General features: G+C 56.3%; 14 protein-coding genes, 1 pseudogene and 1 other annotated feature. Of the genes and pseudogenes, 10 read left to right on the forward strand and 5 right to left on the reverse strand.

Going from position 1 to position 13,911, the window contains the following annotated elements; genetic code table 11:
- The first annotated feature begins 4 nt into the window (after positions 1-4).
- Both VLL26_RS08820 and VLL26_RS08825 read left to right on the forward strand, forming a co-directional pair.
- Positions 5-979 (forward strand): bile acid:sodium symporter family protein, encoded by a 975-nt coding sequence (locus tag VLL26_RS08820; RefSeq protein ID WP_342318721.1) that lies wholly within the window; start codon positions 5-7, stop codon positions 977-979.
- 16 nt (positions 980-995) lie between these two features.
- Positions 996-1,304, forward strand: a complete 309-nt coding sequence (locus VLL26_RS08825) for a hypothetical protein (protein WP_342318722.1) — start codon at positions 996-998, stop codon at positions 1,302-1,304.
- A 100-nt stretch (positions 1,305-1,404) separates the two neighbouring features.
- Here VLL26_RS08825 and VLL26_RS08830 read toward each other — a convergent pair whose 3' ends face one another.
- Complete coding sequence (locus VLL26_RS08830) at positions 1,405-1,815, reverse strand: hypothetical protein (protein ID WP_342318723.1); 411 nt, start codon at positions 1,813-1,815, stop codon at positions 1,405-1,407.
- Between the two features lie 238 nt (positions 1,816-2,053).
- Here VLL26_RS08830 and VLL26_RS08835 point away from each other — a divergent pair.
- Positions 2,054-2,764 (forward strand): annotated as a pseudogene (locus VLL26_RS08835) (IS6 family transposase).
- Between the two features lie 155 nt (positions 2,765-2,919).
- Here the strand turns inward: VLL26_RS08835 and VLL26_RS08840 are convergent.
- Together VLL26_RS08840 and VLL26_RS08845 are read right to left on the reverse strand one after the other, a co-directional pair.
- Positions 2,920-3,414, reverse strand: a complete 495-nt coding sequence (locus tag VLL26_RS08840; RefSeq protein WP_342318724.1) for a DUF4411 family protein — start codon at positions 3,412-3,414, stop codon at positions 2,920-2,922.
- The gene (locus VLL26_RS08845) at positions 3,414-4,430 is read right to left on the reverse strand and encodes an ImmA/IrrE family metallo-endopeptidase (protein WP_342318725.1); all 1,017 of its coding nucleotides are present in this window, start codon (positions 4,428-4,430) and stop codon (positions 3,414-3,416) included. The genes VLL26_RS08840 and VLL26_RS08845 overlap by 1 nt, the downstream gene beginning before the upstream one ends.
- Before the next feature lie 266 nt (positions 4,431-4,696).
- Here VLL26_RS08845 and VLL26_RS08850 point away from each other — a divergent pair, with 266 nt between their 5' ends.
- From VLL26_RS08850 to VLL26_RS08860, 3 genes are all read left to right on the forward strand, one after another.
- Positions 4,697-5,014, forward strand: a complete 318-nt coding sequence (locus VLL26_RS08850) for a transposase (RefSeq protein ID WP_342318726.1) — start codon at positions 4,697-4,699, stop codon at positions 5,012-5,014.
- Entirely contained in the window at positions 5,011-5,697 is a 687-nt protein-coding gene (locus VLL26_RS08855) for an IS3 family transposase (protein ID WP_342318727.1), read from the forward strand. The genes VLL26_RS08850 and VLL26_RS08855 overlap by 4 nt, the downstream gene beginning before the upstream one ends.
- A 99-nt stretch (positions 5,698-5,796) precedes the next feature.
- On the forward strand, positions 5,797-6,153 hold the full coding sequence (locus VLL26_RS08860; RefSeq protein ID WP_342318728.1) for a hypothetical protein: 357 nt from the start codon (positions 5,797-5,799) through the stop codon (positions 6,151-6,153).
- On the opposite strand, the gene VLL26_RS08865 is transcribed toward VLL26_RS08860, so the two are convergent.
- Positions 6,150-7,390 (reverse strand): IS3 family transposase gene (locus VLL26_RS08865; protein ID WP_342318286.1). Its coding sequence is split into 2 segments (ribosomal slippage): positions 6,150-7,063 and positions 7,063-7,390, totalling 1,242 coding nucleotides; the frame shifts between segments, so codons are not numbered across the junction. The genes VLL26_RS08860 and VLL26_RS08865 overlap by 4 nt on opposite strands.
- A 70-nt stretch (positions 7,391-7,460) precedes the next feature.
- On the opposite strand from VLL26_RS08865, the gene VLL26_RS08870 reads away from it, so the two are divergent.
- From VLL26_RS08870 to VLL26_RS08880, 3 genes are all read left to right on the forward strand, one after another.
- Positions 7,461-7,772 carry a hypothetical protein gene (locus VLL26_RS08870; RefSeq protein ID WP_342318729.1) on the forward strand — a complete coding sequence of 104 codons (312 nt, stop codon included), beginning with the start codon at positions 7,461-7,463 and terminating at the stop codon, positions 7,770-7,772.
- Positions 7,773-7,872: 100 nt separating this feature from the next.
- The gene (locus tag VLL26_RS08875) at positions 7,873-8,751 is read left to right on the forward strand and encodes a Mu transposase domain-containing protein (protein ID WP_342318730.1); all 879 of its coding nucleotides are present in this window, start codon (positions 7,873-7,875) and stop codon (positions 8,749-8,751) included.
- Between the two features lie 85 nt (positions 8,752-8,836).
- Positions 8,837-10,116 (forward strand): IS3 family transposase gene (locus VLL26_RS08880; protein WP_425292264.1). Its coding sequence is split into 2 segments (ribosomal slippage): positions 8,837-9,143 and positions 9,143-10,116, totalling 1,281 coding nucleotides; the frame shifts between segments, so codons are not numbered across the junction.
- Positions 9,127-9,258, forward strand: a sequence feature (AL1L pseudoknot). Its footprint overlaps the gene before it by 132 nt.
- Here VLL26_RS08880 and VLL26_RS08885 read toward each other — a convergent pair.
- Positions 10,113-11,353 (reverse strand): IS3 family transposase gene (locus VLL26_RS08885; RefSeq protein WP_342318167.1). Its coding sequence is split into 2 segments (ribosomal slippage): positions 10,113-11,026 and positions 11,026-11,353, totalling 1,242 coding nucleotides; the frame shifts between segments, so codons are not numbered across the junction. The genes VLL26_RS08880 and VLL26_RS08885 overlap by 4 nt on opposite strands.
- Positions 11,354-12,735: 1,382 nt before the next feature.
- On the opposite strand from VLL26_RS08885, the gene VLL26_RS08890 reads away from it, so the two are divergent.
- The gene (locus VLL26_RS08890) at positions 12,736-13,878 is read left to right on the forward strand and encodes a JmjC domain-containing protein (RefSeq protein WP_342318732.1); all 1,143 of its coding nucleotides are present in this window, start codon (positions 12,736-12,738) and stop codon (positions 13,876-13,878) included.
- The last annotated feature ends 33 nt before the right edge of the window (positions 13,879-13,911 follow it).

Here is a 13,911-nt window from a genome sequence, read left to right on the forward strand (position 1 = left end):
GCCCATGAAAGTTCCTCCCTTCCTCAAGGATCCCCTGATCCAGGGGATCCTCGCCGCGGTGGCCTTGGCGGTTGTGTTTCCCGCCGACGGCCACTTCGCGGCGGTTTTCGCCATCGCGACAAAGATCGCAATCGCGTTACTGTTCTTCCTCTACGGAGCGCGCCTATCTACCCGCGAGGCACTCAAAGGCCTGACGCATTGGCGCTTGCACCTGCTGATCCTCGCGCTAACCTACGTGCTCTACCCGCTGATCGGCTTGGCCCTAAAACCCTTCACGGCTCTCATTTCTGCGCCCCTGTACCAGGGGATCCTCTTTGCCATGCTCGTGCCCTCAACGGTGCAGTCATCGGTGGCCCTGACAGGCATTGCCCGAGGCAATGTGTCCGGGGCGGTGGTGGCAGCAAGCCTGTCCAGCTTGGTCGGTGTGGTGACCACACCACTGCTGGTGATGCTTCTGATGGGCGCCGGTGACGCCATACACGTCGATGAAGCCGTGTTTGTCAACATCGCTTTACAATTGCTGCTCCCCTTCGTTGTGGGGCAGCTAGCGCACAACTTCCTTCCCGCGGTCAAAGTGTATGCGGGCGCGAAGGCAACAAAGTTCGTGGACCGCGGTTCGATCTGGATGGTGGTCTACGCCGCCTTTTCCAGCGGCATGGTCGCCGGAGTGTGGGATGAGATCGCGCTGTGGGAAGTCCTCGCCCTGGTGGGATGGGCTAGCGTGTTGGTGTTCGGCATGCTCGCCATCACCAAATGGATCGCCCGCGCCTTGCGCTTTAGCTACGAAGATCAGGTGGCTATCCAAATGTGCGGCACGCAGAAGTCCCTGGCGTCCGGGGTGCCCATGGCCAGCGTCATCTTCGGCGGCGCCGCAGTGGGAATCCTCATCGTCCCGTTGATGCTGTACCACCTGATCCAACTGATGATCTGCTCCGCTGCTGCGGCGCGCTACTGTCGTGAGGCACGGGGCAGGCAATAAAAAGAGAGGATTCAGGATGAAGCACTACGTTCGTATTCACTACACAGTGCCAGATCTCGGCGGTGAGCTGCTCAACATTGCGGAGCTCGAGGAAGTCTCCCCAGGCACATGCACCATGGTGCGCATGATCGAACTTGACCCGGCGGAAAGGATCACGGGCGCCTACGCCGACGGCCGGGTCGTGGGCCAAGCCAACGAGCCGACGTCGAGTGTGCCGCACCCCGATAGTTACGGGCAGTTCGACGGCATCAACGCAACGCGCCTGACAGCGGAGGAGTTCGAGGGCCTGTGGGTGAAGGCCCGCGCGAAGTTCCCACAACTCTAGCTTCTTGGGTGGCCCAGCCCGCGCCCGGCTTTATGGGGCCCTCATGAAAATCACCCCGTGCCTGCAAGAGGCGCGGGGTGAGAGCACGAATGAAGGTGCTTTAGAAAGTGAAGTCGATCAGGCCCTGGCTGAAGGCAAAACCGCCAGCGAGCAGAGCCACCAAAGCTGCGATGACAGCGCCGATGATGATGTCAGCGGTCGTGCCCTCTTTGTAGCCGTTCTTCTTGTCGTTCTCCACGGAGCTGCCGAGGAGTTTATCGGTGGATTCCTGGCTGGAGCCCATCTTCTCGAAGGTGCTCTTGGAGGAAGGCTCGTAGTTCTCGGAGGACTTGTTATCCCCGTTGGAGCTGCCCTTGGCATCCTCGGAGGAGCCGCCCATCTGGTTGTCGCTCGAAGCACCACCAAAGATGTTGGAGCTGAGGGTGTTCTGGTTCTCTTGCGCGATTGCCGGGGTGGCAACGATGGACAGGGCGGTGGCTGCTGCAACAGCAGCGGTGGCGATACGACGCATCGTGTCTCCTAAAAGTCGATAATGGAACAAGCCACAACGTGACTATTCACCATATTTAAGCACACATCAGCCGCAAAGAGTCAATTCTACCCGTTGTTTCTGCAATGCTTCAGGTTTTCTCAGCGTTTCTTTTCCAAAATGTTAGATACTTTCCACGCAGCTTGGGTGTGTACCTAAGGTTGAGGGTGCTGTTGCAAAGTTGGGGCAGTAGAAAGACCGGCCTGAAATAATCAGAGCCATGGGCATCTTCTCCGGTCGGCATTTCCCCCATGACATCATCCTGTGGGCGGTGCGGTGGTACTGCCGCTAGGGGGTGAGCTACCGCGATCTCGAAGAAATGATGACCGAGCGGGGTGTGCCAGTCGATCACACCACGATCTACCGCTGGGTGCAGAAATACGCCCCTGAGCTGGATAAGCGAACTCGGTGGTACCGGCAGGTACCCGACTGGCAGGCCCGGTCCTGGCGGGTGGATAAGACCTATATTCGGCTCGGCGGCACGTGGTGCTATCTCTACCGGGCTATTACCGCCGGTGGGCACACCCTGGACTTTTATCTCTCTCCAAAGCGCAATGCCGCGGCGGCCAAACGTTTCCTGGCCAAGACGCTGCGATCGAATACGACAGCCGGGTCCCCGCGGGTCATCAACACCGCCAAGGCACCAGCTCTGGCCAAGGCAATATCCGAGCTGAAGGCGGAGGGAATCTGCCCTCAGACGGTGGAGCACCGACAGGTGAAATACCTGAACAACGTTCTCGAGGGAGATCATGGCCGACTTAAAAGAATCCTAGGGCCGAAGGGAGCGTTCAAAAACCGAATTTCCGCCTACCGGACGTTGAAAGGGAAGGAAGCGATGCATTCACTACGGAAAGGCCAGGGCACGATGTTTGCCTACGGGCACCCGAACCCAGACGCGGTGATCGTCAGCCGGATATACGAGACAGCTTAAGCACCCCGGAGCAAGGACAACTAATGTCTTGAGGTTGGGCTTTTCGACCCTGGCCCAACTTTGCAACAGCACCAGGTTGAGGCGTGTGGCGGCATCAACCCCCTCCAGGCGCGCCGTGGAGATGGCCTTTAGTCGCATAAGTAGGGGTAGCGCATCTAGGCGGATGTACGCAGGTTCAGAACTGCCCCGGTCGCACGCATCATCTGGAAAGTGTCTGCCGTGCTCACGCCCATTGCCAAACACGCGTCCGGGATTAGGATCCTCCTCCGCGCGTTCGGCTCCGAGCGCTCATGGGTGACGACCGTATGTTGATGTTCGCGGGCATAAGCTATAAGAAGGTAGTCTGCGTTATTTCCCGTGAAGGCAGCAATGGCCTCGGCTCGATATGAACCTGAAGTAGCCCAGGCTGTGAGGTCGCTGAAGTGGTTCGTTGTCGATTGGTCGATTGATTTAAAAAAGTCGGGGTTTGCACGCGCCCATGCCGCCAGCTCATCGTCTCCCTTGAGAAGCTCATCTCGGACAGCATCAATACTGCAAGCCAATCCCTGTTGGTAAGCACCTTCAAGCCAATCCCAGAACCCGGGAGCAATATCAAACGCATAATAACGATTCTTTGCCTCGATGAGGATGTTCGAATCAACGAGAAACATTATGCGACACCTAATTCCTCGGCTAGATTTTCGAACGTTGCACGCTTCTTCGTACCGAGTAATTGATACGCATCCCGGTAAGAAGTGGATCCTTCAAAAGCGCTCGTGATTACAGCACGCGAAAAATTACGGCTGAGACGAAGCGGCTGGGTGTAGTAATAATTTCCCCCTCCTCCGTCACCGCGCCTGGCACTTAAAATGGACATGACGCGCTGCTTTTCTTCCTCATATATTCGGAGATATTCGTCCCAGGGGAGAGCCTTGGTATCGTAGAGCCGCTTGAGGACAACCAGCGTACTGACGCGGTATCGCTTGGCGAGACGTTCCAACTCGTTAACGTTGACTACCCCCCTGAAGTCTGCAACCAATGCCGCCAAAGGTACGAGCACCTCAGCGGCGACTTGGTTGCACCAATGTTCGTCCTCGGGTCCCCCTTTGGCTGTCATGGCAGCATCCGAAAGTGCGCTGCCGCCCAGCCAAATGTGCGCCAACTCATGGATCAAAGTAAAAATCTGCGCTGCCTTGGTATCTGCACCGTTTACGAAGATCAATGGGGCAAGCGGGTCTGCCAGAGCGAAACCCCGAAACTCGTTAGGGTCTAGTTTCCGATGCGTGTCGGACCCGACGATGCCATTTACCATAACCAAGACACCGATACACTCGATGCGATCGATCAACTGTCGAAATGCCTGTTCCCAGCTGGGAAAAGTGGCTCGTTCGTCGAGGCCAAAATCTAGTGCACCCCGGATTTCATTGGCGATAAGGTTAGCCGGTGCATCAACCGTTGTAGACCCTACAAAAGAAATTTCGTCAAAACCGCTCATTAACGCATAATCTCGATACCAGTCTTGGCGTCTCTGACACTGATATATGGTGTCGAGAAGGTCTGCCGACGGCTGATGGACCCCGAGGTTGCCTAACGTTCTCATGTCTGGAATCGGAACTACCTCTTCAGGTGGTTCTGGAAGGAAAAGCATCCCAAACGGCGTGCGGGTGTCGTTGGCAAACTTCTCCAATTGCTTAAGTGTGGGGCGTTCACTTTTAGCTAGCCACGCGGATAGTTTGGGGGCTCGTCGAGAGGTGGTTTCCTCGTCCCAGCCACCGCGGCGGACAGCCCAGCGAAGGAGCTCGGGGGCGACATCTACGCGTACGACCATCCTGACCACCTCCGCCGGTTGCGTGTCCTTATTATGTACGCGCCTATCATACGTCCCGGGATCCCAGACAGGCTGTGAAGTGCCCCAGGTTTTGTTCCGTTTGAGTAGATGGGAAAATCTGGAACATGCCGAGGAAGTTTGACCAGGATGCGAAGGACCGCGTTGTCCGTCTCGTTGAAGACCGTATCGTGGCGGAAAATCTTTCGATGCAAGACGCATGTCAGGCTGTCGCACCCAAACTGGGTGTCTCGTGGCACTCAGCCCGCCAATGGACGCAGGCAGCTCGCCGCGACGGACGAGTCCCTGATCATTTGCCTGAAGACTTGGCTGCTGAAAACGCCAGGCTACGCCGCGAAGTTCAGGAGCTACGTGACACAAACGAGCTGTTGAAAGCTGCCACGGCTTTTTTCGCATCGGAACTCGGCCCAACACGTCGGAAATGATCCGATTCATCGATGAACAGCGGGATCGTTTCACGGTCGAGTTCATCTATGCGACGTTGAAGAATAATCGTGAAAGTGGCTTCATTACCTCGCGTGGTTACAGGCAGTCGAAAGCCCGGGGCTTAAGTGCCCGCGCACTTCGTGACGCAGCCGTCATGGAGCATGTTCGCCAGGTTCACGCAAACAATTACGGCGTCTACGGCGTGCGGAAAATGTGGCGTGCCCTTCGACGTGAAGGCATTCATATCGGCCGCGAGCAGACCGCCCGCCTGATGCGCCTGGCCGGCCTGTCCGGCAAAGGCAAAGGAGGTGCACCTCGCACGACCCGCAAGCCGAAGGGGCCGGATGTGCGACCTGATCTGGTCAATCGTGAATTCAGAGCGCCAAGCCCCAACCGACTGTGGGTGGCTGACATCACCTATGTGCGCACGCGGAAAGGCTTCGCCTACACCGCATTTGCCACTGATGTGTATTCCCGCAGGATTGTCGGGTGGGCGTTGCCAGACTCGATGCGTACCGAGGCGTTGCCGCTGCAGGCGCTTAAACCAAGCGATTGTGTGTGCGAAGAAAACCGAAGGTCTAGTTCACCATTCGGACCACGGCTCGCAATACGTCAGCATCATCTACAACGAGCGTCTTGTCGTTTTCGGGTGTTTGGTCGGGGTAGTCTGCGTAGTTGGTAGGGGTGATTTCGGGTAGGTGGTCGGGTCATGATTCTTGGTGGCGATGTCGTCAATTCTGCGGCATCGTGACACGTTTTCATGACCAAGGAGGCCATCTTTATGGCTGAATTCAAAGAGATCATGGCGATGCGACTCGAAGGTAAAAGCTATGGCGACATTGCTTCTGCGTTGGGGTGCTCTAATCGCGATATCGCTCGGGTGATCACTGTCATCAACTCCTACGGGATCACGGCAGAATCCTTTACCAGGCTGTCTCCGGAGTTCTTTGATGAACATTTCCCTGACGGGCGCCGAGCGCGCAAAGCTTCGTATGTCCAGCCGGATTACAAAGCTCTAGCGGCCAAGCTTGCAAAGAACAAGCATCTGACCAGGTTCATTCTGTGGGAGAAATACTATTCTTCACCGGCGGAACCTGGGATGGGGTCTGAACCCCGGAAAGTGGACACGGAGTTTTAATCAGATGCGGTTTTGAGTATAGCTGTTTCGGAAGATTCAAAGGCGTTCGGCGAACGATAGCCGCACCTCGAGTGCAGGCGTTTGGTGTTGTAGCGACTGCACCATTGGAACACGTCCCGGCGACACACCAGCTGACTGGCGAAAACAGGTGCATCTTGAAGGACTTCCCGTTTCAACGTGGCGTTGAACGACTCCGCCAGAGAATTATCCGCGCTGGTACCAATTGCTCCCATCGATTGGGTAACACCGAGACGTTCACATAGTCTTCGGTACCGATCAGAGGTGTATACACTGCCATGATCGGAGTGGAAAATCGCTCCGTCAAGCCCGCCACGGATCCCGTAAGCCATCATCAAAGCCTCTTCAACTAACTCCGTACGCATGTGGACGGCGATCGCGAAACCGGTCAACTGCCGCGAGTAGCAGTCGATGACCGTCGCCAGGTACATATTCGACCCATCTGCAATCGGGAGGTAGGTGATATCGCCGACGTAGACCGTGTTTGGTTTCTCCGCGGTGAAACGGCGTGCGAGCAGATCCGGAAACGTCGGAGCGCGTTTCGCAGACACCGTGGTCTTTACGCGGCGTTTCTTGGTGTAGCCGAACAATTCCATCTGGCGCATCAGCCTGGCGGTGCGCTTGTGATTGAGGCGATCATCGCTGGTCGGATCCGAGTTGATGGCCGCTGTGATGCGTTTCGCCCCGTAACAGCCGTTCTCAGCTGTGAACACGGCCTTGATCCTCGCTCCCAGCGCCGCGTCAGCGACGAGGCGTCGCCGGCGGGCAGGAGCAGCAGATTTCCACTTGTAGTAGGAGGACCGGTTGATCTTCAGGACCTCACATAACCGCTTGACCTCGTAGAAGTCTCGGTAGTCATCAACGAACTGAAAGCGGTTCACCAGTTCGTCTCTTCCGCGAAATATTTGGCCGCCTTGCGCAGGATCTCTCGTTCTTCCCGTAGCGTGGCGTTTTCGCGTTCCAGCATGCGGATGCGTTCGGCATCGGAGAGTCCTTGAGCAGGAGTACGTTCGCTGTTGGCTGCGGCGATCGGGCTGGCGACTTTTTCACCGTTGGCGTTGGTTTTGGTGCCGGTGCCGAAGGCGTCGAGCCAGGTGCGCAGGGAGTTGCGGTTGACCCCGAGATCGGAGGCGATCGCGTTGATCGTGGCTCCAGGGGTCGACTCGTACAACGTCACTGCGTCACGCTTGAACTGCTCGGTGTAGGTCTTGCGTGGCATGGTGGAAAGGTACCTCACTTCCCCAGCGAAATGCTGGTTTCAGCGTGTCCACCACCAAGGGGTCAGGTCCATGCTGAAGTACCAGTCCACCCAGTTTTGTGATGGTTTTGCTGCCTATATCAAGACTCACGGGCTTTCTGAAGTCATCGAGCACGAGCCGGGTGAGGAACTGTATGTCGATTGGGCTGGTGACAAGTTCGCTATCACCGATCCTGCTACCGGTAGGACCGCGTTTCACGCGTCGATCTTCGTCGCGGTGTGTCCGTATTCAGGGCTGTTGTTTGCAAAGGCCACTCGAAACGAGAAAATGGCGAACTGGATTGACTGCCACGTCGCTACTTTGGATTACTTAGGGGCACGGACCTGCGATAATCGTTCCTGATAACGCATCAACGGCCACGTACCAACCGAAGAAGAACTCTTCGTACCGGGCGATCACCGACCGTTACGCTGACTTCGCGTCGTATTACGACATTTTGATCGTGCCGACTAGGCCAGCGAAGCCGCGGGACAAGGCTGCCGTTGAACGTGCCGTGAAAACCGTGTATTCCCTGGTCCTGGGCTACTTCGACAATCAATGCTTCTACAGTCTGGAAGAACTCAATGAAGCGATCAGTAGACGAGTCGATGACATCAACGAGGTCCGGGCCCGTACAGACGGGGTGACACGCAGGGACCTGTTCGACGCAGATGAACGTCCCCTCATGCGTGCGCTTCCCGACGATCGGTTTACTGAAGTGTTGTGGCGTAGCCTGAAAGTCGATCGCTCTTGGCACGTCACGTGCGACTACCAGTACTACTCTGTGCCGTTTACCCTCGTCGGCAAGATGGTACGAGCCCGTCTGACCCAATCAATGGTCAGTATTTTCTACAACGATGAACTTGTTGCCGAGCATCCTCGATTGCACGGGTTTCGCTACCGGTACTCCTCAGACCCCGCTCATAGCCCCGATGGGTCCTCAACCTCGAAGGCCTACACCCGCGATGAACTCCTCTCGTGGGCTTCGTCCTATGGCACCGCAACTATGGAGGTCATTAAGAAGGTACTCGATCGATTCGACAAAGCCGTGCCTAAAGGAATGAAGCAAGCAAGCCTGATTCTCGTAACACTGGGCAAACGTCACAACGGAACCACCCTGGAACCGGCTTGCCAATACATCCTCGACAAACAGCTCGCCCCCGCGCGGTCAGTCATCCAACGTGTGCAGTCCAACATCCACCAGAACCGTCCTACCGCATCTCCCGGGGATACAGCCACAGCCCCAGGCCGTGGACCGATCGACCTGACCGGATTGGAATCGGAGGTCTTCATCCGCTCAGCAGAACATTTCACCGAAGGAAAGCACAAGCACCATGACTGACCTGGATGAGACTACCTGGGCACAATTGTGAGGCGGCCTGGGTTGGTCGGAGACTAGGTTTTACCCTAGGAGGACGATCAGCATCATGGCACGGCCCAGCAAGTACGACACCGCCACTCAAGAACGCGCGGTACGTATGTACTTCGAACGTCTCGAAGACGGCGACATCTCCAAGGCAGCCGCCCGCCGAGAGATCGGCGAACTGCTCGGCGTAAAGGAATCCACCCTGCGCAACTGGATCCGAAAACAGGAAAAGCAGGAACAAGCACCCCAGCCCGGCTCCCTGTCCTACGAGCAGCTCCAGGCTGTCTACGAGGAGCAGGCCAAGGAAGTCGCCAAACTGCGACGAGCCAATGAGATCCTCAAGACGGCGTCAGCTTTTTTCGCCCAAGCGGAGCTCGACCGCAAACTTCGGTAGTCGTGGATTTCATCTGCACCTACCGGAACCGTTTCGGGGTCGAGCCAATCTGCGAAACCTTGACTGCCCACGGCATCGCGATTGCCCCGAGCACCTTCTACGCCCACCAGTCCCGCGGCTTCGGCCCCACCGGAGCCGAACTCGACGAAGCGTACGCCGCCCACCGCATCTACCGACTGTGGGAGGAAAACCGCAAGGTCTATGGCCGGCGCAAGCTCTGGAAAGCAGCCATCCGTGACGGCATGCTTATTGGTCGTGACCAGGTGGAACGGCTGATGAAGATCACCGGCATCCGCGGTGTGTCCCGCGGAATGCACCGCAAGAAGACGACCGTGGCCAATCCTGCGCACCGCCGGCACCCGGACCGAATAGGCCGTCGGTGGAGGTATCCGTCGCATCCGGATCAGTGGTGGAACGCGGAATTCACCTACGCCTGGACGCGGGAGGGATTCTGCTACGTCGCCTTCATCGTCGACGCCTACTTGCGGCAGGTCCTCGGCTGGGTCCTCACCACGGTGATGGACACCAGGATGGTGCTCATGGCCCTGGAACACGCGTTGTTCAGCCGCAGACGCACCCGCATGGATTTCACCGCCACCGGCATCGTCTATCACTCGGACGCCGGGGCGCAATACACCTCGCTGGCGTTCACCGACGCGCTGGCAGACGCCGGACTCCAGGGCTCGATCGGCTCGGTCGGTGATGCTCTGGACAACGCGATGATGGAGTCGACGATCGGGCTGTACAAGACTGAGCTCATCGACGTCGATCCCGCACGCACATGGAGGGATGCCCGGGAGGTCGAAACGGAAACGGCCTCGTGGGTCTACTGGTACAATCACCAGCGTCTGCACTCGTCGATCGGTGACGTTCCCCCGATCGAATACGAGCAGGACTACGAGGAATTCAACGGGTCTGAACCCCGGAAAGTGGACACGGAGTTTTAATCAGATGCGGTTTTGAGTATAGCTGTTTCGGAAGATTCAAAGGCGTTCGGCGAACGATAGCCGCACCTCGAGTGCAGGCGTTTGGTGTTGTAGCGACTGCACCATTGGAACACGTCCCGGCGACATACCAGCTGACTGGCGAAAACAGGTGCATCTTGAAGGACTTCCCGTTTCAACGTGGCGTTGAACGACTCCGCCAGAGAATTATCCGCGCTGGTACCAATTGCTCCCATCGATTGGGTAACACCGAGACGTTCACATAGTCTTCGGTACCGATCAGAGGTGTATACACTGCCATGATCGGAGTGGAAAATCGCTCCGTCAAGCCCACCACGGATCCCGTAAGCCATCATCAAAGCCTCTTCAACTAACTCCGTACGCATGTGGACGGCGATCGCGAAACCGGTCAACTGCCGCGAGTAGCAGTCGATGACCGTCGCCAGGTACATATTCGACCCATCTGCAATCGGGAGGTAGGTGATATCGCCGACGTAGACCGTGTTTGGTTTCTCCGCGGTGAAACGGCGTGCGAGCAGATCCGGAAACGTCGGAGCGCGTTTCGCAGACACCGTGGTCTTTACGCGGCGTTTCTTGGTGTAGCCGAACAATTCCATCTGGCGCATCAGCCTGGCGGTGCGCTTGTGATTGAGGCGATCATCGCTGGTCGGATCCGAGTTGATGGCCGCTGTGATGCGTTTCGCCCCGTAACAGCCGTTCTCAGCTGTGAACACGGCCTTGATCCTCGCTCCCAGCGCCGCGTCAGCGACGAGGCGTCGCCGGCGGGCAGGAGCAGCAGATTTCCACTTGTAGTAGGAGGACCGGTTGATCTTCAGGACCTCACATAACCGCTTGACCTCGTAGAAGTCTCGGTGGTCATCAACGAACTGAAAGCGGTTCACCAGTTCGTCTCTTCCGCGAAATATTTGGCCGCCTTGCGCAGGATCTCTCGTTCTTCCCGTAGCGTGGCGTTTTCGCGTTCCAGCATGCGGATGCGTTCGGCATCGGAGAGTCCTTGAGCAGGAGTACGTTCGCTGTTGGCTGCGGCGATCGGGCTGGCGACTTTTTCACCGTTGGCGTTGGTTTTGGTGCCGGTGCCGAAGGCGTCGAGCCAGGTGCGCAGGGAGTTGCGGTTGACCCCGAGATCGGAGGCGATCGCGTTGATCGTGGCTCCAGGGGTCGACTCGTACAACGTCACTGCGTCACGCTTGAACTGCTCGGTGTAGGTCTTGCGTGGCATGGTGGAAAGGTACCTCACTTCCCCAGCGAAATGCTGGTTTCAGCGTGTCCACCACCAAGGGGTCAGGTCCAGGTACGTGGTTCTCTAGGCGGTGTCACCGATTGGAACTCTATGCTGTATCGTCGGCAACTTACAGGCGCTCTTTTCCGAGAGGGAACAGACGGGTCCCCTCACCCGGGCTTACTCACTGTTGTAGACACACCCGATGATCAGACAATGATCGCGGCAGTATCAGAAGATGCACGCTGTGCATCTGGAGCTTCGCCAACCGTAACGCAACTCGCACAAGCGCTGTATGAGTTATCACGAAAAAGATCCGAGTTTTTTCTGTTTGGGCTACTGTCGCGCATACGAGTTCGGGACCGATACTTGGAAATCACCTCCAGGGTGCCTGGAATTGATATCGCTCAGCTCATGGCAAGCCCTCAATTTGGGATACAAGGGGAAGGCAATAATTCTACCGCCGCTTTCCGAGTACTATGCGAGCGACCTAATGAAAGGCTAGTGTTCCAGCCTATTGCTCCGGGGAGTGATCGCTCACAGACTACGGAGGGCATAGAACTGGTGGTATCACGATCTCCCGAGCACGCTTTGGAGATGTTTCGTGACGGGGAGATTGATATGACGTGCCCCACCTCGCTGTCGCAATCCGTGTGGAAGGAGTGGAGCAGAAATGGTCGAATCGAGAACTTACGCAGTAACCCAAGGATTTTGATCGGAGTTTCAATCCAACTTCCTCAACACCTCAGACATTTGTATGACGCCTTCGACTGCTGTATAGATCGGGCCCGACTCGCACAATCTGTTTACGGCAACATTTATCCGGCATCCAACTGGTTTGAAATTTGGGATTGCGCTACGCCGCCGACCGCCTTTCTATCCGGATATACCGGCGAGAATTATGTCAAAGCTGACGTATGCAAATATACCGATAGATTCGCGGACTTGAACGCCCCTTTAGTTATTGAGTATGCTGCCTTCACCCCCAATCGTGAGCTTGCCGCGGAGCTTAGCAGGCAGTTGGCGGAGGCCACTGGTTGTTCAGTACTGACCCGCGAAATTGACTACTCGATCCTATTAAGCAATCCTCGTCAGACTAATGCAGTAAGACTTGTATTGCGGTTCTTCCCGTGGGCCCATCCGGCGGCCATGTTGTATCCAAGCCTTGCTCATTCACGATCTAAACGGTTGATCGGAACATTGCGCCCGGATCCGACGGATCTCTCCGACGCCTACAGACGACAGCAGCAGTTTCAGGGAGAGATTGTAGTGGGGGGACTGAGATCCGCAACGCTTACTAGGCTAGAGTCATTCGAATCTCCTCCCACCGGCTGGTTCGATTTTTCCGACTTGTTACGACAAAATGCGAGGTGAACTTTCTTATGAGCACTGCAAGTTTCCTTAAACTTATCGGTGATCTTCAAACTCAGCTTGGCGATAATCTGCGAAGCGCTTGGTCAAAGCGAACATTGTTGTGTGAAAATTATATCGCTCAGGTTGATGCGGAGACTATAGCCGACTGCATCGCAGACATTGTTGCACTGCCCGGCATTAGAGCAGAGTCAATTCGCCTTGCACACCGCGGAAGCGCGGTGCCTTCCTTTGAATACGTAACTACGGGTCGAGTCGGTCCATGGTCTGTTTCGGACCTGATCGACCACAATCGTCTGAGCTCCGTCATCACCGAGCGGAACGCGACGCTGATTGTGGATGGTCTCGACCTTTACGATGTGAACTTTGCGACGCTCCATGAGGCCCTTAACAGTCACTTCGACTCCATAGTCAACCTTTCTGCGATTTTGACTCCACGGTGGTCGAAGGGGCTATCTATCCATATCGATGATGAGGATGTTATTGTTCTTCAGCTCAAAGGAACTAAGGATTGGAATATTTACCATCCTGTCAATTTCAGTTTCCTTCGCGGCCGTGGAATTGAACGCGAGGAGTTAACGGCCAGAGAGCGATCTGTTCGTCTGCGGCCCGGTGACTTGATGTATGTGCCACGAGGTGCGCCACATGTGGCAGCTTCAGGAGGGGAAGGGTCCATGCACCTCACCATAGCTATTGAACGGCCTAATCTCTCCACACTGATCGAAAAGTCCCAATACGATTATCCGATACCGGGCGATGGGTATGGTCGTGCGTACCATATGCAGCTTTTGAGAACTGTGCTGTCTGTCTCCGGGGGGATCAATCCGGATCCTGAAAGAGTTATAGACGACAGCATTTCTCCTGCGAAGGTGGCGTCGACATTGCGAGCCTTGACGGGGCCACTTGCAGAGGATATTTACTTTGAGGCGGTAGAAGGGTTTGCTCTTTCTGCCTCTTCGAATTCTGATGACGGTTGGATCGTCGCGGCAGTTGGCAGTACGCAACTGCACGTTCCTTCAGTGAACGCGGAACCATTGCGTTCCCTTGCTGCGGGAGACCGCGTGCACGCCAATAGCGTCTCGAACCCCGACTCTGTGTACTTGGATCAACTGATTCGATTAGGCATGATTGATGTGGTGAATATCACCCGATGACTACCGTTGCACCACAGCAATCGCCGGACGATA

It is taken from the genome of Corynebacterium sp. BD556, assembly GCF_038452275.1.
Lineage (GTDB): Bacteria > Actinomycetota > Actinomycetes > Mycobacteriales > Mycobacteriaceae > Corynebacterium > Corynebacterium mayonis.